This is a genomic window from Actinobacillus porcitonsillarum, assembly GCF_003101015.1.
In the GTDB taxonomy this organism is placed as follows: Bacteria; Pseudomonadota; Gammaproteobacteria; order Enterobacterales; family Pasteurellaceae; genus Haemophilus_A; species Haemophilus_A porcitonsillarum.
In genome coordinates this window covers 357,380-377,687 of record NZ_CP029206.1, presented here as the reverse complement: position 1 = coordinate 377,687, position 20,308 = coordinate 357,380, and the positions used below count along the sequence as shown (strand labels likewise).

The 20,308-nt window shown below is 37.2% G+C and carries 20 protein-coding genes and 4 tRNA genes; 12 read left to right on the top strand and 12 right to left on the bottom strand.

Going from position 1 to position 20,308, the window contains the following annotated elements:
* Window positions 1–95: 95 nt before the first annotated feature.
* From DDU33_RS01930 to coaA, 10 genes are all read right to left on the bottom strand, one after another.
* A complete protein-coding gene (locus DDU33_RS01930; protein WP_005821204.1) occupies window positions 96–2,093 on the bottom strand; it encodes a UDP-glucose:protein N-beta-glucosyltransferase in 1,998 nt (665 codons plus the stop codon).
* An 18-nt stretch (window positions 2,094–2,111) separates the two neighbouring features.
* Window positions 2,112–3,446 carry a 30S ribosomal protein S12 methylthiotransferase RimO gene (gene rimO, locus DDU33_RS01925; protein WP_108922814.1) on the bottom strand — a complete coding sequence of 445 codons (1,335 nt, stop codon included), beginning with the start codon at window positions 3,444–3,446 and terminating at the stop codon, window positions 2,112–2,114.
* 145 nt (window positions 3,447–3,591) lie between these two features.
* A complete protein-coding gene (gene mtnN, locus DDU33_RS01920; RefSeq protein ID WP_005821200.1) occupies window positions 3,592–4,290 on the bottom strand; it encodes a 5'-methylthioadenosine/S-adenosylhomocysteine nucleosidase in 699 nt (232 codons plus the stop codon).
* A gap of 10 nt (window positions 4,291–4,300) precedes the next feature.
* The gene (locus DDU33_RS01915) at window positions 4,301–4,999 is read right to left on the bottom strand and encodes a thioredoxin domain-containing protein (protein ID WP_108922812.1); all 699 of its coding nucleotides are present in this window, start codon (window positions 4,997–4,999) and stop codon (window positions 4,301–4,303) included.
* Window positions 5,000–5,005: 6 nt separating this feature from the next.
* The gene (gene mog, locus DDU33_RS01910; RefSeq protein WP_108922810.1) at window positions 5,006–5,596 is read right to left on the bottom strand and encodes a molybdopterin adenylyltransferase; all 591 of its coding nucleotides are present in this window, start codon (window positions 5,594–5,596) and stop codon (window positions 5,006–5,008) included.
* Window positions 5,597–5,805: 209 nt separating this feature from the next.
* The gene (gene ccmI / locus DDU33_RS01905) at window positions 5,806–6,714 is read right to left on the bottom strand and encodes a c-type cytochrome biogenesis protein CcmI (protein WP_108922808.1); all 909 of its coding nucleotides are present in this window, start codon (window positions 6,712–6,714) and stop codon (window positions 5,806–5,808) included.
* Window positions 6,711–7,175, bottom strand: a complete 465-nt coding sequence (locus DDU33_RS01900; protein WP_108922806.1) for a cytochrome c-type biogenesis protein — start codon at window positions 7,173–7,175, stop codon at window positions 6,711–6,713. The genes ccmI and DDU33_RS01900 overlap by 4 nt, the downstream gene beginning before the upstream one ends.
* A gap of 16 nt (window positions 7,176–7,191) precedes the next feature.
* Complete coding sequence (locus DDU33_RS01895) at window positions 7,192–8,220, bottom strand: hypothetical protein (RefSeq protein ID WP_005819497.1); 1,029 nt, start codon at window positions 8,218–8,220, stop codon at window positions 7,192–7,194.
* A complete protein-coding gene (locus tag DDU33_RS01890) occupies window positions 8,221–8,760 on the bottom strand; it encodes a DsbE family thiol:disulfide interchange protein (protein WP_005819495.1) in 540 nt (179 codons plus the stop codon).
* 37 nt (window positions 8,761–8,797) lie between these two features.
* Entirely contained in the window at window positions 8,798–9,748 is a 951-nt protein-coding gene (gene coaA / locus DDU33_RS01885; RefSeq protein ID WP_005819493.1) for a type I pantothenate kinase, read from the bottom strand.
* A 246-nt stretch (window positions 9,749–9,994) separates the two neighbouring features.
* Here coaA and DDU33_RS01880 point away from each other — a divergent pair.
* The 7 genes from DDU33_RS01880 (at window position 9,995) to accC (ending at window position 13,792) form a co-directional block, all read left to right on the top strand.
* Window positions 9,995–10,070: transfer RNA gene (locus DDU33_RS01880), tRNA-Thr, on the top strand.
* Window positions 10,071–10,105: 35 nt separating this feature from the next.
* Window positions 10,106–10,190: transfer RNA gene (locus tag DDU33_RS01875), tRNA-Tyr, on the top strand.
* Window positions 10,191–10,232: 42 nt separating this feature from the next.
* A tRNA-Gly gene (locus DDU33_RS01870) sits at window positions 10,233–10,307 on the top strand.
* A 3-nt stretch (window positions 10,308–10,310) separates the two neighbouring features.
* Window positions 10,311–10,386: transfer RNA gene (locus DDU33_RS01865), tRNA-Thr, on the top strand.
* Between the two features lie 114 nt (window positions 10,387–10,500).
* Window positions 10,501–11,685 (top strand): elongation factor Tu, encoded by a 1,185-nt coding sequence (tuf, locus tag DDU33_RS01860; protein WP_108922804.1) that lies wholly within the window; start codon window positions 10,501–10,503, stop codon window positions 11,683–11,685.
* 241 nt (window positions 11,686–11,926) lie between these two features.
* Entirely contained in the window at window positions 11,927–12,391 is a 465-nt protein-coding gene (gene accB, locus DDU33_RS01855) for an acetyl-CoA carboxylase biotin carboxyl carrier protein (protein ID WP_108922802.1), read from the top strand.
* Between the two features lie 57 nt (window positions 12,392–12,448).
* Window positions 12,449–13,792 carry an acetyl-CoA carboxylase biotin carboxylase subunit gene (accC, locus tag DDU33_RS01850; protein ID WP_005825402.1) on the top strand — a complete coding sequence of 448 codons (1,344 nt, stop codon included), beginning with the start codon at window positions 12,449–12,451 and terminating at the stop codon, window positions 13,790–13,792.
* 203 nt (window positions 13,793–13,995) lie between these two features.
* Here accC and acpP read toward each other — a convergent pair whose 3' ends face one another.
* On the bottom strand, window positions 13,996–14,229 hold the full coding sequence (gene acpP, locus DDU33_RS01845) for an acyl carrier protein (protein ID WP_005707420.1): 234 nt from the start codon (window positions 14,227–14,229) through the stop codon (window positions 13,996–13,998).
* 235 nt (window positions 14,230–14,464) lie between these two features.
* Complete coding sequence (rpe, locus tag DDU33_RS01840; protein WP_005820681.1) at window positions 14,465–15,139, bottom strand: ribulose-phosphate 3-epimerase; 675 nt, start codon at window positions 15,137–15,139, stop codon at window positions 14,465–14,467.
* 178 nt (window positions 15,140–15,317) lie between these two features.
* On the opposite strand from rpe, the gene DDU33_RS01835 reads away from it, so the two are divergent.
* From DDU33_RS01835 to DDU33_RS01815, 5 genes are all read left to right on the top strand, one after another.
* The gene (locus DDU33_RS01835) at window positions 15,318–15,587 is read left to right on the top strand and encodes a type B 50S ribosomal protein L31 (protein WP_005820683.1); all 270 of its coding nucleotides are present in this window, start codon (window positions 15,318–15,320) and stop codon (window positions 15,585–15,587) included.
* A gap of 11 nt (window positions 15,588–15,598) precedes the next feature.
* Window positions 15,599–15,724: a type B 50S ribosomal protein L36 gene (gene ykgO, locus DDU33_RS01830; protein WP_005820685.1), complete on the top strand. Its 126-nt coding sequence runs from the start codon at window positions 15,599–15,601 to the stop codon at window positions 15,722–15,724.
* A 9-nt stretch (window positions 15,725–15,733) separates the two neighbouring features.
* A complete protein-coding gene (locus DDU33_RS01825; protein ID WP_005820687.1) occupies window positions 15,734–16,525 on the top strand; it encodes a DUF4198 domain-containing protein in 792 nt (263 codons plus the stop codon).
* Between the two features lie 439 nt (window positions 16,526–16,964).
* Window positions 16,965–18,008: an ABC transporter substrate-binding protein gene (locus DDU33_RS01820; RefSeq protein ID WP_108925220.1), complete on the top strand. Its 1,044-nt coding sequence runs from the start codon at window positions 16,965–16,967 to the stop codon at window positions 18,006–18,008.
* Between the two features lie 215 nt (window positions 18,009–18,223).
* Entirely contained in the window at window positions 18,224–20,281 is a 2,058-nt protein-coding gene (locus DDU33_RS01815) for an ABC transporter permease (RefSeq protein ID WP_108922800.1), read from the top strand.
* Window positions 20,282–20,308 lie beyond the last annotated feature (27 nt).

Below are 20,308 nucleotides of genomic sequence, written 5' to 3'. Positions count from 1 at the left end.
TGATATTTCTTTGCTTGTTTTACATTCTTTATAGGAGTAAAAAAGCACCAAATGTATTTGGTGCTTTAGTGAATAGCTTATTATAAGGTATTTACCTATTTCTTTTTGGGCTTTTTAGTTGTTTCTTTTGAAGAAGAATCCTTTTTAACAGTTGTTTTTTTAGCCGTTGTTTTAGCCTTTGTTGATCGAGGCTTTTCTTTTGGAGTTTCTTTCGATGTAATCTCTAGCTTAATTTTATTTGTTTTAGCCCATTCTTTTAATTTTGCTAAGAATACTTGCCCCATTGGACGAGGATCACCACTAAAGAGTGTGTTCAGTCCATTATTCTCAATAATATGACGGCGTAATGTTAAACGTTCTTGATGATTCTCTGCTAAACGGATTGCTCTTTCTACATATTCATCAACAGTATTCGCGATAAGCCACTCTGGTAAGCCTAATCGTTTGAATAATCCTTCATCAATATGTTCGTGCACCTCAGGGCCGGTTTTGCAAATACCCACTAAACCTAACGTTACCATATCGATAATGCCGTTAGTATTTCCAAATGGGAATGGATTTACCATCATATCGCAGTTATGTAAGATTGATAGATAATGGTTATATGGTGAATGCGGATGTGCAGTTGCATTATCTCCTAGATAGCTTTTAATAAATCGTTCTACATAAGGATGCGTAATTCCATTTGATTGACCTAATGCAAAATGGAAATGGACTTTTACTTTTGCACGATCTCGAATTGCTTTTAGTGCCTCTAAGAAATATGGATTTAACTTCATTGTTGTTGAAGCGATACCAATATTTACTACTTCAGGATTTTCACGTAAACGATATTCTACATTTGTTGGTGCAAGTGCAGATGGCACATAAGGTAACGCATCTTTAGGTAAACGTAATAGGGTCTCGCTAAAACATTCTTCAGATCCAACGTAATCATCTTCTACAATAACATATTCAATAAAATCAGAGTGAGTTGTACCAGGGTGTCCTAATGCAATCGCTTGAATTGGTGCTAAGCGAGTATTGCTTGCAAAAATAGGTAATAAGTCCATACCAATACTTGGCATATAAAATATTGATGCTCCATGTTGTTCACAAAGATTTTTAATGAATGTTAATTTCTCAAAAATATTATTACCTTGGATAAGGTGAAATTCATCAAAAACATCTTGTCCAGCTTTGTCTACCGCTTTGCCGCCCAAGCCAATTAGGTAAAAATGTTCTTTGGCTGCAACCATTGATGTTGAATGAGTACGATAAATTGAATGAGCCGAATGAAAATGCTCCAAGAGTACTACCATAACGGCTTTTCCATCTTTATAGCCAATATGTTGAATATTTCTATCAGTCCATCCGCTTTCAAGTAAATGGCGACGAATTACCTGATTGAGTGCTTTTTTAACGTCATGTTTATTTGGTGAAATATCGTAACTACAATGCATATACACATCATGAGAGATACTGCTCGGAATATGGTTTAAATTTTGAAACTGAGCTAGTTTTTCTGGAAACCACTGTAGAATAGCTGCACGTTTCCCAAATGCGGCTGGAGTACCAATAAAACGAGGAGACTGTAGAGCAAAGCATAATGATGCACAGATTAGAGGATTCATTTGCCAAATAGTATCTAAGTTCAAATTGATATTTGATTCGGGTAGATACATGATGCAGAATTTTATCAATGCAGACTTGCTTGCATCGATTTGAATACTGTTTATATCTTGTTCATTTACGCTTTTGTTATAGGAGCGTAAAATATGATCGGCGTTAACATAAGGAGAACTAGCAAAAATTAAGCCGATCCAACGTTGTAAACTAAAAAAGCGTTGTGCTCCTGAGTCTGAAATTTCTAACTTAGGATCTTCAAATAATTGAGTTATAGCTACAGCCATACGAGTACAGAAATATACTGTGCGTTCTTTTTCTAAGTTAGTTAATTGCTCAGGAATGTTGATTTCAATGTCTTGGATGCCACCAAAGTTGCTATCAATTTGACTTAATATAGCAAGCAATTGACTACAAGCCTCTTCATAATTTTTTGTTTCTACAGCTTTTTCAAAGCGAATCACGCTTGGTTTGTTATTTTCTGACATAATAAGTCCTTATAATATTTAGCAAGTTCCCCACAGATCATATTCATCTGCGTTGGTAATTGTTACAGAAATAATTTGTCCTACCGTAACTTCCATTTCTGAAAGATTATCGACATAGACTACGCCGTCAATTTCAGGCGCATCTGCCATTGAACGGCCAATAATGCCCTCATCATCAATTTCATCAACAATCACGGCTAATGTATTACCGATTTTTTGTTGTAGACGTTGTGCTGATATCTCTTGTTGTAATTGCATAAAACGGTGGAAGCGTTCTTCTTTAACGTCTTCTGGTACTTGGTCTGCCATTTCTGTTGCCACAGCACCTTCAACAGGGCTGAATTTAAAGCAACCAACACGGTCTAATTGCGCTTCTTTTAAGAAGTCTAATAACATTTGGAAATCTTCTTCTGTTTCCCCCGGGAAACCAACGATAAATGTTGAGCGCAATGTTAGTTCAGGGCAAATCTCACGCCATTTTTTAATACGTTCTAGCGTTCGTTCAATGGAACCGGGACGCTTCATCGCTTTTAGAATTTTTGGACTTGCGTGTTGTAGCGGAATATCCAAGTAAGGCAAAATTTTGCCTTGCGCCATCAGTGGAATAAGGTCATCTACATGTGGGTAAGGGTAAACATAATGTAAACGAACCCACACGCCCATTGAGCCTAATTGCTCACAAAGCGTGATAAGATTATTTTTGATTGGCATGCCATTCCAGAACACGGTTTTGGTGCCTTCTTCTTTTTTCTTATCTAAGGCGTAAGCAGAAGTATCCTGTGAAACAATCAATAACTCTTTTACACCAGAATCCACAAGACGTTTTGCTTCATCTAAAACTTGAACGATAGAACGGCTATCTAAATCCCCACGCATAGAAGGAATGATACAGAACGTACAACGGTGATCACAGCCTTCCGAAATTTTTAAATAGGCATAGTGTTTAGGTGTTAATTTAACACCTTGTTTTGGTACTAAATTCACATACGGATTGTATTCTGGTTTAGGCACGTATTTGTGAACGTGCTTCATGACCGCTTCATAGCTATGTGGGCCGGTAATTTCTAGAACTTTAGGATGTACTTCACGAATCTGATTTTCTTTCGCACCTAAACAGCCTGTTACAATCACTTTGCCATTAGCTTCTAGGGCTTCGCCAATGCTTTCTAGTGATTCTTGCACGGCACTGTCAATAAAGCCGCAAGTGTTTACAATCACAAGATCCGCACCTTCATAGCTTGGAATAATGTTATAACCATCTGAACGGAGTTCAGTCAAAATACGCTCGGAATCCACTAAATTTTTAGGGCAACCGAGACTAATAAAACCAATATTGGGAGTTGAATTCGTCATAAAAAATAATAAATTGATCGATCAAAAAGACCACTACATAACGTAGTGGTATTCAGTTGGGTTATTTTACAAAACTTGGCGTAAAAATGTGAGAATAAGCGGTCAATTTTGCATAAAGTTTTGTAAATTTCTGAAGATAGAAGTACTAATTTAATGTATTTAACATAGCAAGTACAATTTCAGAGGATTTTTCTGCCGCAAGCGGTAAGAACTCATCAAAAGAAAGATGAGAAGCTTTGTCTGCAACATCAGAAATGGCGCGCACAACAACAAATGGTACACCAAAGGCATGGCACACTTGTGCAATGGCGGCTGCTTCCATTTCAACGGCAGCAACGGTTGGGAAATCGCAACAAATTTGATCAAGTTTTTCTGCACCATTGATAAATGCATCACCGCTACAAATAAGACCGATAACTGCATTGGTTCCTGCTTTTTGTGCTTCTTTTTGGGCAACTTCCACTAATTGCATATTCGGTAAGAAGGCTGCAGGGTTAGCAGGCAGTTGTCCTTTTTCATAGCCAAAGGCGGTTACATCTACATCATGATGGCGGACTTCATTTGAAATCACGATATCGCCCACATTTAATTGGCGATCTAATCCACCGGCTGAGCCTGTGTTAATAATCATATCCGGTTTGGCAAGTTCTAATAGTAATGTCGTGCCGACTGCAGCAGCAACTTTACCGATGCCGGATTGTAATAGCGCAACGTTACGGTTATTGATTTTACCTTCAAAAATTTTACAACCGGCAATTTCGGTTAATTTAGGCTCGATCATCAGACTACGCAAAATTTCAATTTCTTGAGGCATTGCGCCAATAATTCCAATTTTACTTTTCATGTTTTTCCTCTTATTTTTCTTGTTGTAATTTTTCGACTAAAAAATCTAACACCGCATAAGTATAGTCATCGTTATACAGTGTATTTTTTAATAACACATAGTGACCATTTAAAACCGCAATGGGTGTAAAGGGTGGCGGTTCGTATTGACGATAAACGCTTAGATCTTGCTCCATACGTTTTTCAACTTGAGCTGACGTAAAGAGTTGGTAGAACTTAGCAATATCAATACCATTTCGCTTGAGCCAACGTTGGATTGCCTCATTATTCTCTGTCAGGCTCTCTTTATCTTTACGATCAAGGCTGTCAAATAAATAGAGTTCACTTAATTCAGGGCGACCATATTCCGAAAAAGTCGCATGCATTTTCCCGGTAAACGCATTGCCTTTCGCAAAACTCGGCGAGTATTGCAAAATTACCTTATCTTTATTTCGTTCTGCGTACAGCTTGAGATAATCCAAACCATGGGAGCAGACTTCACAACCATATTGATAAAAGTATTGGATTAACACTTTTCCATCTTTAGGTAGTGTAATGTTTAACGGCTTTTTATAGGTATAAAAGCCTTTCCCGTCTTTGAAAAGCGGTTCTTTTTCAGTGGAATTTTGCAAATTTGAAGTTACCTCTTTTGGTGAGGTTGCTGTATCCGCAAGGGCAGCAGTAGAGAGCCACAGCCCGAATAAACCATAAAATAGCGATCTTAATGTCATGCGTATTTATCTTCTTGCTGATTTGGGTCTAAAGCTCTCACAAACCGTTGGGTCTGTCTCGATATAAATTTCACTTAAGAGCTGTAAACAGTAAGGCACAGCAGCAAAAATGCCACGGACTAAGGTCTTGCCTTGCTCATCTTTTACGCCCTCAAGCGTCTCTTTAATGGCTTTCGGTTGCCCTGGGAGATTTAAGATTAACGTTTCGCCACGAATAGCACCGACTTGGCGAGATAAAATTGCCGTAGGGACAAAGTGTAGGCTCACTTGACGCATCTGCTCACCAAAACCGGGCATTTCACGATCTGCAATGGCAAGGGTTGCATCGGGCGTAACATCACGTTTTGCCGGGCCTGTTCCACCTGTGGTAAGAATTAAGTGGCAAGCATGTTTATCACTAAGCTCAATGAGTGTTTGCTCAATAACGGCTTGTTCATCAGGAATTAAGCGGGTTTCAACCTCAAAAGGGGCGGTCAAAGCGCTTTCTAACCATGCTTGTAATTCAGGAATGCCTTGGTCTTGATAGATGCCTTGAGAGGCACGATCTGAGACGGAAACTAAACCAATTTTTAATTTATCTTTACTTAAAGCGGTCATTTTTCTTACTTCTTTTGCAGTTAAAAATGAGGCGGAAAAGATCGGTATTATGTAGTATTTGCATAAAAGTTAATTTTTAAGAAGTCGCGTAGGGTGGACGTAAGTCCACGCTTAAAATAATGATCTTAATGCGTGGACTTACGTCCACCCTACAAAAATTAAGGTTTGTACAACTGCTACATAATATCGGAAAAGATTTCCGCCTATGATTATTTTTTCTCTGGTGCAGGAGGTGGCGTTTCCTGCGCTTTCATCATTTGCATTGCCATATCAATGCTCTTTTCAACGGTTTTTCGTCTAGGGTTATCTTCGGGGATCAGCTTTAACATCATACCCCAAGTCATGGCAGCCATTTTAAAATCTTCTTCCTCAAAGGCATTAAAAGCTAACATACTTAATGCATCTAAATTTGTATGATCTTCACGAATCAACTCTTTGAGTAAGACTTTCCCTTTTTCTTTATCCGCCTTATCTTGCGAAAGCATTAAAAGTTGGGCGTAGCTTGACTTATATTGCAAATTTTTGGGCTCAAGTTGAGCAGCTTTACCATAGCTTTCATAAGCAAGTTGTCCATCATCTTTTGCCATGCCAACCTGACCGAGCATAAACCAACCTTTGGCATTGGTCGGATTTTCTTGTAGCTCCGCTCGTAAGGCAATGGCAAACTGATTGAGTTCTGCTTCTGAAAGCGGATTGGTTTCTTCATCTTTAATACGCTCATAAAAATAGTCGAGTTTTTTATGCGTCATCTCAATCATTGAAGTTGCCTGCCATGAACCTACGGTAAAATAAGAGGCGGTACTGATTGCGGCAACCCCAATAAAAAGGGGAATAAACCATGCTTTATGGATTACCGTTTTACTTTCTGAAGGGGCTGTCGCCGTTTCAGGAATATCCTCTAATAAACTTTGTTGAAGCTCAAGTTGGGTTTGCGAATGATCTTCAATAATACCTTCATCAACCTCACGTTCTGTCTCTTTTAAACGATGCAGATAAAACGTTTTATTTAACAGGTCACGTTGGTGTGTTGCCTCGAGTGTATTTTTTCTGAATAAAGGGTAAAAACCTACGAGGCAAACAATAAGAGTAATAACAGCAATGATGATCCAAAATGTCATTTTTCGTCCTTATTCAGAATTTTGTCTAAACGGGCTTGATCGATTGTTGATTTTGCAACAGATTGTCGATTTTCGACCGCTTGTGTCTTTTTCTTACGGCTTAAAATCAGCCCGATACCAAATAAAATCAGCAAGACAGGCATTACCCACAGCAAAATAGTCGCAGGCGTGATTGGAGGATTATAGGTCACAAAATTGCCATATCGCTCAATCATATAAGAAACGACTTCGTCTTTGCTTTTCCCTTGTTTCAGCAATTCCAACGTTTTTGCTCGCATATCGGTTGCAATGGTCGCATTGGAATCTGCAATGTTATTATTTTGACATTGCGGACAGCGTAGCTCTGCGATGAGCGTTTTATAATCTGCTTCTTGTTGTGGATTATCGAATTGGTTGAATTCCACAGGGGCAGCGAGGGTAAGAGAATTGGCAAAAAGTAGAATGTATAGTTGTTTTTTCATATTAAATAATAATCTATTACTTAGTGATTAAAAAATCTATCTCACACAAAATGTGTTTTCCCTGAAATTCATATACTTTGTCTTTAGGAATCCTAATATACTCATTATCATTCATTTGTTTAAAGACAACTTCAGTATTACTTTTCCAGTAAATTTTACCACAGTAAGCTTTGTATTGCTCTGTATTTGTTGGTTTAGTATTAGTTAGACTATGTGTGTTTTTAAGGGACTTTTGTATAAATGTTTTTTCTATAAAATAAGTCTTACTATTATTATCTATAATGCCAATAGATCTCAATGAATTTCTCACAATATCTATTTTAAAAATCTCAAATGGCGATGTAGAAACAGCAAATATAATGGTAACGGATGATAATAGGTAAAAACGGACAGGAGCTCTTTTATGTTTCTTTATATTTAGCAGATACGTATTATTTAGAAAAAAACTAAACCCCATAAAAATAAAATAGAGAAATGCCATTTTCTCTATAGTTAGATTATTGATATCCCCATCAAATATTATGATTATAATCGGAGATATAAGAAAAATAGATATGGTAAAACAAAAATATGGAAAAAATTCGATTGACTGTCTTATAGAATGAAGTAGGAAAAAATATGTTGATATTATAGGTAATGTTATAATTAATAATTCCCATCCCCCTTTTATTAATACTATAGATATTAATGGAATGAAAATTATTTCCATTAAACAGATTATTTCTATATAGAGTCTATTTTTTGAGTAGTTGTTGTTTCTCTTTACTGCAAAAAATGATCTAATTGGTAGTGAATTCATTAAGAATAGAGAGTAAAAAATAACTATTGATATAGGAATAAAAATTGCTGAGAAATTATTAGAAATAGATTCTATAAATAACTCAGAGGAATCTATTTCTTTTAAATATTTTAATATAAAAGCATTTGTTAGAATACCTGTAATTATGGCTGTAATGGCAAGGATTCCAACAGTACTATTTATAATATTATATTCTTTTAAGTAATCATTATTTTTTCTATGTCTATATGGTTTGAATGGTAACATTTACTTTAACCCTTCATAAATCGGTTTTAACACTTCATTCCATACTCGCTCATTCACATCACCGGCGTGGCGGTATTGAATAATACCATTACCATCCACAATAAAGGTTTCAGGTGCGCCATATACGCCAAGATCTAAGCCTAACGAACCTTTTGGATCGTAAATGATCGCTTTATAAGGATTGCCATAAGTCATCAGAAATTTCATGGCTTTAGGGCGTTCATCTTTATAATCAACACCAACAATTTCAACCCCTTGTTTCGCTAAAAGCGTTAGGTATTCGTGTTCCGCATAGCAAGTCGGACACCAAGTTGCCCAAACATTTAATAAACGTGGCGAACCTGTTTTAAGTACATTTTGGTCGATGAATTGTTTTTCATCTTGTACGGATTCTAAATTAAAAGCAGGAACGCTTTTGCCAATTAAAGCGGATTCTAATTTTTTCGGATCTTCACCTTGCGCATTTCGGGTTAATTGAACCATTAGAGTAATGGCAAGTGCTAAGAAGATAATTAAAGGAAGTAATAATTTCTTTTTCATCGTATAAGCGGTTGTTTTTAGTGATATTTTTACAAAATTATTTACGCAGTTTCACCGTTTGAATGGCATGGTTTTCCCCTTTTTCTAAAATCAGGTTCGCACGCTCACGGCTTGGTAAAATATTCTTTTTGAGATTTAGCCCATTAATCTCATCCCAGATAGTTGAAGCGGTTTGTATCGCCTCATCTTCCGAAAGTTTTGAATAGTGGTGGAAGTAAGCATTTGGATCGGAAAATGCACTTCGGCGAAATTTCAAGAAGCGATCAATATACCACTGTTTTAAGAGATCTTCATCTGCATCAACATAAATAGAGAAATCCACAAAATCAGAAACAAAGACATTGTGTGGGCTAGAAGGATAATTCATGCCACTTTGTAAAACATTTAAGCCTTCTAAAATCACAATATCAGGTTGTTCAACAACATTAAATTGATCCGGAACAATATCGTAGGTCAAATGCGAATAAATAGGCGCTTTGACTTGTGTTTTACCTGATTTTAGATCGGAAACAAATTCAATTAAACGGTGAATATCATAAGACTCAGGGAAGCCTTTGCGTTTGAGTAAATTTTTCTCGACTAATGTTTTTAATGGATAAAGAAAGCCATCCGTGGTAATTAAGTCGACTTTACGCTCGTTAGGGTAATTCGAAAGCAGTGCTTGTAAGATACGTGCAGAGGTACTTTTCCCGACCGATACGCTTCCTGCAATACTAATAATATAAGGAACCTTAGGCGATTCAACATCAAGGAAGCGATGTAATACTGTCTGACGCTTTAAGTTTTCTTCTATATAGTAGTTAATTAAACGGGCAAGCGGTAAATAAATCGTGCGTACTTCTTCTAAAGAAAGATCTTCGTTAAATCCCAATAAAGGTTTTAAATCTTGTTCTGTGAGTTTTAATGGCACCGATTTCCGAAGTTCAGCCCATTGTTCACGATTAAAAGTTAAAAAAGGCGTTATTTTGTTATTTTTTTCAAGGCTCATGGCCAAAATCTCTGTTTTGTAATGAAAACGTTGCGGTTTATTCGCAAATATAATGGTGCGAACTATACAATATAAAAGGGATTTTAGGGGATTTTATTCAAAGAAAAAGCCTAAAAAGTTACAAAAATTCAACATTTGGATCATTAAATAATCGAAAGAGCGTTTTTTTTAAATTTTTTGAAAAAAATGCTTGCACGGTTTTTAAAAATCCCTATAATGCACATCACTTGCTTACGACAACGCAACGCCGACTTAGCTCAGTAGGTAGAGCAACTGACTTGTAATCAGTAGGTCACCAGTTCGATTCCGGTAGTCGGCACCATTCTAGCTTAGCGTAAACGAGTATTCAATTATCGTGGAGGGATTCCCGAGCGGCCAAAGGGGGCAGACTGTAAATCTGTTGGCTCAGCCTTCGAAGGTTCGAATCCTTCTCCCTCCACCATTTCTTTAATTGAATTCCTATGGGACAGACGAATTTAGAACAGCGGGCATCGTATAATGGCTATTACCTTAGCCTTCCAAGCTAATGATGCGGGTTCGATTCCCGCTGCCCGCTCCAAACGCTGATATAGCTCAGTTGGTAGAGCGCACCCTTGGTAAGGGTGAGGTCGGCGGTTCAAATCCGCCTATCAGCACCACTTACCTTTTCTATCTTCATCTTTTCCTTGAAACAGTTAGTAATTAATTTCTACATTTGGTTAATGTGGTAAAGTACCATCGTAACCGTGTTTGTTTAGAGGGACTTTTTAAAAATGTCTAAAGAAAAATTTGAACGTACAAAACCGCACGTTAACGTGGGTACAATCGGCCACGTTGACCATGGTAAAACAACTTTAACAGCAGCGATCACAACTGTATTAGCGAAACACTTCGGTGGTGCAGCTCGTGCATTCGACCAAATCGATAACGCGCCAGAAGAAAAAGCGCGTGGTATCACCATCAACACTTCACACGTTGAGTACGATACAGCAACACGTCACTACGCACACGTTGACTGCCCAGGACACGCGGACTATGTTAAAAACATGATCACGGGTGCGGCACAAATGGACGGTGCTATCTTAGTAGTAGCAGCGACAGATGGCCCAATGCCACAAACTCGTGAACACATCTTATTAGGTCGCCAAGTAGGTGTACCATACATCATCGTATTCTTAAACAAATGCGACATGGTAGATGACGAAGAGTTATTAGAATTAGTTGAGATGGAAGTTCGTGAACTTCTTTCACAATATGATTTCCCAGGTGATGATACACCAATCGTACGTGGTTCAGCGTTACAAGCGTTAAACGGCGTAGCGGAGTGGGAAGAGAAAATTCTTGAGTTAGCAAACCACTTAGATACATACATCCCAGAGCCAGAGCGTGCGATTGATAAACCATTCTTATTACCAATCGAAGACGTATTCTCAATTTCAGGTCGTGGTACAGTAGTAACAGGTCGTGTTGAGCGTGGTATCATCAAATCAGGTGAAGAAGTTGAAATCGTAGGTATCAAAGAAACGACGAAAACAACAGTAACTGGTGTTGAGATGTTCCGTAAATTATTAGACGAAGGTCGTGCGGGTGAGAACGTAGGTGCGTTATTACGTGGTACAAAACGTGAAGAAATCGAACGTGGTCAAGTATTAGCGAAACCAGGTACAATCACACCACACACAGACTTCGAATCAGAAGTTTACGTATTATCAAAAGAAGAAGGTGGTCGTCATACTCCATTCTTCAAAGGTTACCGTCCACAATTCTATTTCCGTACAACTGACGTAACAGGTACAATCGAGTTACCGGAAGGCGTGGAAATGGTAATGCCAGGCGATAACATCAAAATGACAGTAAGCTTAATCCACCCAATCGCGATGGACGAAGGTTTACGTTTTGCGATTCGTGAAGGTGGTCGTACAGTAGGTGCGGGCGTTGTAGCGAAAATTATCAAATAATTAGATTGATTATTTGACGCTATGAAAGCGAAAGAGGGCTCATCGAAAGATGAGCCTTTTTGTTTATTTGTTGGAATCAATCTATTTTCAAGTGGTCTAAGTTCTTATAAAATCGTTAAATTTGTAAGATTTTATTCGCAAAATTAGCGAAAATCGGGTAATCTACGCACATCTTGATTATCCGTCTGCTTATCTTTATAAGCGGGCGGTCTATTTTTGTCTCACATAACGGAATTTCACTATGGATATTCGCAAAATTAAAAAATTAATCGAATTAGTTGAAGAATCAGGTATCACAGAATTAGAAGTTTCTGAAGAAGAAGGTACAGTACGTATTAGTCGTGCTGCACCGGTTGCTTCTCCAGCAACGGTACAATATGTTGCAGCTCCACAACAGACTGTAGCACCGGCAGCTCCTGCACCACAAGCTATATCAGCAGTTGAAACGACAGCTTCATCATCAGAAGTGTCTGGACACGCTGTACTTTCTCCAATGGTGGGAACTTTCTATCGTAGCCCTAGCCCAGATGCGAAACCATTTATTGAAGTTGGTCAGCAAGTAAAAGTTGGCGATGCACTTTGTATTGTTGAAGCAATGAAAATGATGAACCGAATTGAATCAGATAAAGCTGGTGTTGTTAAAGCAATTCTTGTGAATGACGGACAAGCGGTTGAATTTGATCAAAAATTAGTAATTATTGAATAATTTAAGTTTCCTAGTTTTATCGTAGGAAAATAAAGTCATTTCCAAAAGGAACAAGCAATGTTAGAAAAAGTGGTCATTGCCAATCGTGGCGAAATTGCGTTGCGAGTTTTACGTGCGTGTAAAGAGTTAGGTATTAAAACGGTTGCGGTTCATTCTACGGCAGACCGTGAGTTAAAACACGTACTATTAGCTGATGAAACGGTTTGTATTGGTCCAGCGCCATCAGTAAAAAGTTATTTAAATATTCCGGCTATCATTGCGGCAGCGGAAGTAACAGGTGCAGATGCTATCCACCCTGGATACGGTTTCTTATCTGAAAATGCAGATTTTGCCGAGCAGGTAGAAAAATCAGGTTTTATCTTTATTGGTCCGACTGCAGATGTTATCCGTTTAATGGGCGATAAAGTTTCAGCCATCAATGCAATGAAAAAAGCAGGTGTACCTTGTGTTCCGGGTTCTGATGGTCCGGTGGGTAACGATGCAAGAAAAAATAAAGAAATTGCAAAACGCATTGGCTATCCGGTGATTATTAAAGCATCGGGCGGCGGCGGTGGTCGTGGTATGCGTGTGGTTTATAACGAGAAAGATCTTGAAGAATCCATCGCAATGACGAAAGCTGAAGCGAAAGCAGCATTTAATAATGATATGGTGTATATGGAAAAATACCTTGAAAATCCACGCCATATCGAAATCCAAGTGTTAGCCGATACACATGGTAATGCTGTTTATTTAGCAGAGCGTGACTGTTCAATGCAACGCCGTCACCAAAAAGTGGTTGAAGAAGCACCAGCTCCGGGAATTACACCTGAGTTACGTAAATTTATCGGTGAACGTTGTGCGAATGCGTGTCGTGAAATTGGCTATCGTGGTGCAGGTACTTTTGAATTCTTATTTGAAAATGGTGAATTCTATTTCATTGAAATGAATACCCGTTTGCAAGTTGAACACCCTGTTACAGAGATGATTACCGGCGTTGATTTAGTAAAAGAGCAGCTCCGTGTTGCAGCTGGCCTACCGCTTTCTATCACACAAGATGATATTAAAGTGAAAGGTCATGCGATGGAATGTCGTATCAATGCTGAAGATCCAAATACCTTCTTGCCTTCTCCGGGTAAAATCAATCGTTTACACGTGCCGGGTGGTTTAGGTGTTCGTTGGGATTCTCATATTTACGCAGGCTATTCAGTACCACCACATTATGATTCAATGATTGGTAAATTGATTACTTTTGCTGAAAATCGTGATATTGCTATTCGCCGTATGGAAAATGCTTTATCAGAAACTATTGTGGATGGTATTAAAACAAATATTCCACTCCATCATCAAATTATGGCAGATGAGAATTTCCGTAAAGGTGGAACAAACATCCACTACCTTGAAAAAAAATTAGGATTGAAATAATCTTAAGAATTTTATTAGTAAAAGCACTTATCATGTATGATAAGTGCTTTTTGTTTATTGTAGGCATGGCATAGTAGTTATAAAAAAGTAAGGAAAATAATGAAAATGCTATTTAGAGGAAGTGATTGATAAAATGTATGAGGTTTGTTTATTTTAGTTAGAAAAGATAAAAAATAAGGCGGTTTATACCGCCTCACTTTTTATTATGCGTTAGCTTTTGTCACGTAGTCAATCGCTGATTGAACAGTTGTGATTTTTTCAGCTTCTTCATCTGGAATTTCGATATCGAATTCTTCTTCTAAAGCCATTACTAACTCAACTGTGTCTAAAGAGTCAGCGCCTAAATCTTCGATGAATGAAGCTTCAGGTTTAACTTGTGCAGCGTCTGCACCTAATTGATCAACGATAATTTTTTTTACGCGTTCTTCAATGCTCATGTTTTGTTTCCTATATAAAATCGCTTAATGCGAGAGTTAATTAGTGTAATCTAAATTTTGCGAAATTCAAGCCCAATAAGCAAGGTCAAACCAGGCAATTTTAAAATACACTAGTTAAAAGGTTTACTTACAGGGTGTAAGCAAAAAGCCTTAGTATTCTACCATTATGTCTGAGGTTTATCCATTAAAAGCCGTTTGAAAGACTAAAATTTTCTAGAATTTAATCAAAAACGGGTTAGATTGTTGCTAATTTCGCACGCATTTTATCAATGACGGCTTTATAATCCGGCAAATCAAAGATAGCTGAACCCGCAACAAAAGTATCTGCGCCGGCTTCTGCAATTTCAGCAATATTGTCAATTTTCACGCCGCCATCAACTTCTAAACGAATGCTTAATCCGCTCGCATCAATACGTTTACGGACTTCGCGTAATTTATTTAATGTTGCCGGAATAAATTTTTGTCCGCCAAAGCCGGGATTTACCCCCATCAATAAAATCATATCGACTTTATCCATTACATAGTCAAGATAATGTAGTGGTGTTGCAGGGTTGAATACTAATCCGGCTTTACAGCCTAATTCACGGATCAGTTGTAAATTACGGTCGATATGATCCGTTGCTTCAGGGTGGAACGTAATGTAGTTCGCCCCCGCTTTAGCAAATTCCGGAATGAGACGTTCAATCGGTTTAACCATTAAATGAACATCAATCGGAGCGGTAATACCATAATCACGTAATGCCTGACAAATTGCTGGACCGAAGGTCAAATTAGGAACAAAGTGATTATCCATGACATCAAAATGAATAATATCCCCTCCAGCCTCGAGGACGTTTTTTACATCTTCGCCTAACTTGGCTAAGTTTGCAGATAAAATCGAAGGTGCAATGAGAAAAGGTTGTTGAGCCATAAAGTTTTCCTTATTACCAATCAAGTAGCTATAGCCTAACATAAAAATGTACGGAATAACGCGATCAATCTCTCAAAATTAAAATCTTTTATAAAACCATAAAAAAATTATTGAAATAAAAAATCTTTCCTGTATGATATTTCCATAATTTAATAATGGTTATTATTTAGGGGACAAAATGAAAAAAGGTATTCATCCTGAAAATTATCGTGAGGTATTATTTTATGACGGCTCTGTTCAGCAGGGTTGGGTTATTCGCTCTTGTGCGGCAACAACAAAGACAATGGTATGGACAGATGGTAAAGAGTATCCATTTTATCCGTTAGATACCTCTTCAGCGTCTCATCCGGTTTATACCGGTAAACGCCGTGAAGCCAATACCGAAGGGCGAGCAAGTAAGTTCAGTGATAAATTTAAAGGTATGGCGAGCCTCGTTACTCGTAAATAAAAGGAGACAATGTGAAAATTTTAAATTCATTAAAAAGTGCAAAAACACGTCATCAAGATTGTAAGGTTGTACGCCGCAAAGGCAAACTTTATGTGATTTGTAAAAGCAATCCACGTTTCAAAGCACGGCAAAGATAAGGAAAGCAAATGAAAAAACTACTATTGGCAACAGCGATTTGTTCTGTGGCATTTTCGGCACAAGCGCATCGGGTTTGGGTACAAAGTGAGCCGACAAAACCGAATGAAATTTTAAAAGCGGATCTCGGCTATGGAGAATTTCCGACATTAGAACAAATTTCTGAAAAACGTCTTCACTTCTTTGATAAAGGAATGGTGTTGGTAAATAGCGAAGGGAAGCAGCAACTCGCACAAAAAGGCGATAAAAATTATCACTTTGAAAGCAAAGCTCCTATAAAAGAAGGAAGCTATGTTTTAGCCGCAGAATATAAGCCAACATTTTGGTCTAAAAATGCGGAAGGTTGGAAGCAAGCCGATATGAAAAACACGCCAAACGCCAGTTATTGTGAGCAAACAGCAATGTACGGCAAAAATATCATTAATATCGGAAATGTGGCGGATAAAGCCTCTGTTGCTGAAGTGGTTGGGCACGAATTGGAAATAGTGCCAATGGAAAACCCTGCTAATATCAAAGTGGGAGAACGCTTTAAAGTGGTTGTGTTATATCAAGGCGAACCCCTTGCGGATGCTACACTCACAGCAACCTTCAAAGGTTTTGATAATAGCGACAACCATCACACGCATAAAGTTGAAGCTCAAGCGTTTTCTGATGTAACAGGCGAAGATGGCACAGTGGATATTATTCCGTTGAAAGCAGGTTTCTGGAAGGCATCTGTTGTTTACGATGTACCATTTAAAGATCCGGCACAATGTCAAAAAGCCAAACATTATGCGACTTTAACATTCGATATTGCACAATAATTTGAAAGCGGTCTGATTTGTAAAAAGTTTTGCCATTTTTAGATTAATAACGCTATCTAAGATAATCTGCGCTCCAAATGTTGTGTTAAGTGCACAAATTGAAGTGCAGATTTTTTTATACTTATATTTTTCTTATTTTCAATACTTAGTGAGTGAATTCTATTCATCACATCTTATCTTCTTCGGGTTTAGATTATTCTTAATGTAAGCGGTTAAAAACGAGTAATTTTTTATAGATTGGTTTGATTTAAGCATAGCGATTAGCAGAAATATTCCCAAATATTTAAATAACTTCTTATTTTGTGAACCTGCTCACAGTATTTCTTATTTTTATAGCATACACTTTACCCACTGCTTTAATTGATTAATTTTATATCATATAAGATGTAAAAATTAACATGGGAAATACATTTTAATTAAAAATAAGGGAGATTCTATGATGAAGATGAAAGCTGTTTCTTTAGTTATTTCAACGATGTTTCTTGGTGCGAGTGTGTTATTACATCCACAATTAGCTCAAGCAAAAGGTCGCTTGATTGTATATTGCAGTGCAACGAATGATATGTGTGAGGCTGAAACGAATGCGTTTGGTAAGAAATACGACGTAGATGCCTCCTTTATTCGCAATGGTTCAGGTAGTACATTTGCTAAAATTGAAGCTGAGAAAAATAATCCTCAAGCAGATGTTTGGTATGGTGGAACACTTGATCCGCAATCTCAAGCTGGGGATTTGGGGCTACTACAAGCCTACCGTTCTCCAAACGTAGATCAAATTGTCGAACAATTCCAAGATCCAGCTAAAATAAAAGGGAATTACACATCCGCTATTTATATGGGGATTTTAGGTTTTGGTGTAAATACGGAGCGTTTGAAAAAGCTAGGTATTACTGATATACCAAAATGCTGGAAAGATTTAACCGATCCACGTTTTAAAGGTGAAATCCAAATCGCAGATCCTCAAAGTTCAGGAACGGCATACACTGCAATAGCAACTTTTGTTCAGTTATGGGGAGAAGATGCTGCATTTGATTACTTTAAACAACTTCACCCTAATATTTCCCAATATACCAAGTCAGGTATTGCACCATCACGTAATGCAGCACGAGGCGAAACGGCTATAGGTATAGGCTTTTTACATGATTATGCTCAAGAAAAACTTCAAGGTGCTCCACTTGAATTAATCGTGCCTTGTGAAGGTACAGGGTATGAATTAGGTGGGGTAAGTATCATAAAAAATGCTCGTAATATGGAAAATGCGAAGTTATTTGTTGATTGGGCTTTATCTAAAGAAGGTCAAGAATTAGCATGGAAAAAAGGCAAAGCTCTCCAAATTTTGACAAATAAAACAGCGGAGCAATCTCCTGTCGCATTTGAACCGACAAAATTAAAACTGATAAATTATAATTTTGAAAAATATGGATCTGCTGATGAACGTAAACGCTTAATTACAAAATGGGTTGATGACGTTAAATTAGCAAAATAAATTTCAAATATTTTTAGCGTAAAGTACCTAAGCTTTACGCTAATTACACAATATTTGCTGCTTAACGATTTTAATAGGCATCATATTTATATTTTAGAACTTGATGAGTTTAGTTTAGTCGGTTTGATTTTTATAACTGTAGTACTCATAAAATTTGTTACCGCTTTTGATATATGGAAGTCAAATTTGCTAGATGAAGCTCTCATGGAGGTATTATGCGAAAGTGGACACCATGTTTCAGTACAAACTTATTTTGGATTTTATTTTCGTTATTGGGTTTTATCTTTCTTCCATCAACAGCACTCTATTATGGAATATTTAATTCCACTTACGATGAAATATGGCAATCTATGGGATGGTCTTCTCCTAATCTTAGTTGGTTATGGTTTAGTTCAGTACTTCTCGTTCCCACTGTCTCTCAACTTCTAAAACATAAAAATGAATATATCCAAGGTGTTTTCGAGTTCTGCATCACAGTTATTATTTTTGGATTCATCTTTATTTCTGCAATCGTAGCCAAAATCAGCTTAGGTTATGCAATACTTATTTTATTGATCACGCTAATTGCTTTAGCTACGAACGCACTTGCCAAAATGAAAATAATGCAGGGCGACAAATTTATTATCGCTTCTCTCATTAGCATAGTCTTACTGATATTCTTCTTTATTGTTTATCCGACATTTGCCATTTTTATTTCCATGTTTTATGACGGGAGTGAATTTGTACCAAGCCAAGTACTGACGATTATTAAGCAACCCTATATATTACGAATTATTATGAACTCATTAAGTGTTGCAGGCACAGTCGGTATTTTATCAACACTTTTTGGGCTTATTTTTGCATTATATACGACTCGTATTGCTAAAAAGACCGCATTTATTGGTAAAATCTTTTCAATTCTTCCTATTGTTACTCCGCCCTTTGTTGTTGGGCTAGGTGTTACTTTAATGTTGGGAAGATCGGGCTATGTAACAAATTTCCTTGTGGAGTATTTAGGGTTTAATAATAATTGGCTTTATGGTTTTACGGGTATTGTTATTGCTCATACCCTTGCTTTAACGCCCATGTCTTTTATGCTTTTAGAAGGGGCTTTAAAATCTATTCATCCGTCAGTTGAAGAAGCTTCTTATACTTTGAAAGCAAACCGCTATCAAACGTTTTTTAATATTATATTCCCACTCTTAAAGCCTGCTCTCGCAAATTCTTTTTTAGTGGTTGCCATTCAATCTTTAGCAGACTTTAGTACCCCATTAGTTCTTGGTGGAAGTTTTGATGTTATTTCATCTCAAATCTATTTTTATATCGCAGGCTCACAATTAGACTATGCATCTGCGAGTACATTAGGGACTTTATTACTTATTTTCTCTTTATCCATTTTTATTATTCAGTATATTTGGATTGGTAATCGATCATATGTCACAGTATCAGGAAAATCATACAGAGGAGATGTTCAAGACCTTCCACAATTGATGAAATACATGATTATCTTTCTACTTTGCTTCTGGGTTCTATTTAATACAGTGCTTTATGGAAGTATTTTCTATGGAAGTTTTACTGTAAACTGGGGGGTTGATTATACCTTAACACTCAAAAATTATATTACCCTATTTGGGCAAGGGTTTAGTGATGGAGCATGGCCATCTTTAATTCAAACTGTTATTTTTGCTGCAAGTGCGGCACCAATTACAGCAATTTTGGGCTTACTTATTGCTTACATTACGGTACGAAGAGATTTTAAAGGTAAAAAAACGTTAGAGTTTTTAACATTACTTTGCTTTGCGGTACCGGGAACAGTAGCTGGTGTATCTTATATTTTAGCGTTTAATGATGCACCTATTTACATTACAGGAACAAGCATTATTATCATTTTGTCTATGGTTATGAGAAATATGCCTGTAGGTATGAGAGCTGCTATTGCAGGTTTAGGGCAATTAGATAAGTCTTTAGATGAAGCCTCTTTATCATTAAAAGGTAGTTCGTTCAAAACCATTGTTTTTATCGTATTTCCACTGTTAAAACCAGCACTTTTATCTGCCTTAGTAACAAGTTTTGTGAGAGCAATGACAACGGTGAGTGCTATCGTCTTCTTAGTCACTGCAGATACTCGAGTTGCAACTTCTTACATTCTAAATCGAGTTGAAGATGGTGAATATGGGGTGGCTATCGCTTATGGATCAATCTTAATTGTTGTCATGATGGCGATTATATTACTGTTTGATTGGATTGTTGGAGAGACGAGAATATCTCGATCTAAAGCCAAGAAAATGAATTAGAGAAAATGATAAAAAATACGGTAAGAC

What these genes read in the sequence shown, in the direction of transcription:
- DDU33_RS01930 (WP_005821204.1), bottom strand. Translation starts at nt 2,093, where the DNA reads ATGTCAGAAAATAACAAACCAAGCGTGATTCGCTTTGAAAAAGCTGTA.
- rimO (WP_108922814.1), bottom strand. Translation starts at nt 3,446, where the DNA reads ATGACGAATTCAACTCCCAATATTGGTTTTATTAGTCTCGGTTGCCCT.
- mtnN (WP_005821200.1), bottom strand. Translation starts at nt 4,290, where the DNA reads ATGAAAAGTAAAATTGGAATTATTGGCGCAATGCCTCAAGAAATTGAA.
- DDU33_RS01915 (WP_108922812.1), bottom strand. Translation starts at nt 4,999, where the DNA reads ATGACATTAAGATCGCTATTTTATGGTTTATTCGGGCTGTGGCTCTCT.
- mog (WP_108922810.1), bottom strand. Translation starts at nt 5,596, where the DNA reads ATGACCGCTTTAAGTAAAGATAAATTAAAAATTGGTTTAGTTTCCGTC.
- ccmI (WP_108922808.1), bottom strand. Translation starts at nt 6,714, where the DNA reads ATGACATTTTGGATCATCATTGCTGTTATTACTCTTATTGTTTGCCTC.
- DDU33_RS01900 (WP_108922806.1), bottom strand. Translation starts at nt 7,175, where the DNA reads ATGAAAAAACAACTATACATTCTACTTTTTGCCAATTCTCTTACCCTC.
- DDU33_RS01895 (WP_005819497.1), bottom strand. Translation starts at nt 8,220, where the DNA reads ATGTTACCATTCAAACCATATAGACATAGAAAAAATAATGATTACTTA.
- DDU33_RS01890 (WP_005819495.1), bottom strand. Translation starts at nt 8,760, where the DNA reads ATGAAAAAGAAATTATTACTTCCTTTAATTATCTTCTTAGCACTTGCC.
- coaA (WP_005819493.1), bottom strand. Translation starts at nt 9,748, where the DNA reads ATGAGCCTTGAAAAAAATAACAAAATAACGCCTTTTTTAACTTTTAAT.
- tuf (WP_108922804.1), top strand. Translation starts at nt 10,501, where the DNA reads ATGTCTAAAGAAAAATTTGAACGTACAAAACCGCACGTTAACGTGGGT.
- accB (WP_108922802.1), top strand. Translation starts at nt 11,927, where the DNA reads ATGGATATTCGCAAAATTAAAAAATTAATCGAATTAGTTGAAGAATCA.
- accC (WP_005825402.1), top strand. Translation starts at nt 12,449, where the DNA reads ATGTTAGAAAAAGTGGTCATTGCCAATCGTGGCGAAATTGCGTTGCGA.
- acpP (WP_005707420.1), bottom strand. Translation starts at nt 14,229, where the DNA reads ATGAGCATTGAAGAACGCGTAAAAAAAATTATCGTTGATCAATTAGGT.
- rpe (WP_005820681.1), bottom strand. Translation starts at nt 15,139, where the DNA reads ATGGCTCAACAACCTTTTCTCATTGCACCTTCGATTTTATCTGCAAAC.
- DDU33_RS01835 (WP_005820683.1), top strand. Translation starts at nt 15,318, where the DNA reads ATGAAAAAAGGTATTCATCCTGAAAATTATCGTGAGGTATTATTTTAT.
- DDU33_RS01825 (WP_005820687.1), top strand. Translation starts at nt 15,734, where the DNA reads ATGAAAAAACTACTATTGGCAACAGCGATTTGTTCTGTGGCATTTTCG.
- DDU33_RS01820 (WP_108925220.1), top strand. Translation starts at nt 16,965, where the DNA reads ATGAAGATGAAAGCTGTTTCTTTAGTTATTTCAACGATGTTTCTTGGT.
- DDU33_RS01815 (WP_108922800.1), top strand. Translation starts at nt 18,224, where the DNA reads ATGCGAAAGTGGACACCATGTTTCAGTACAAACTTATTTTGGATTTTA.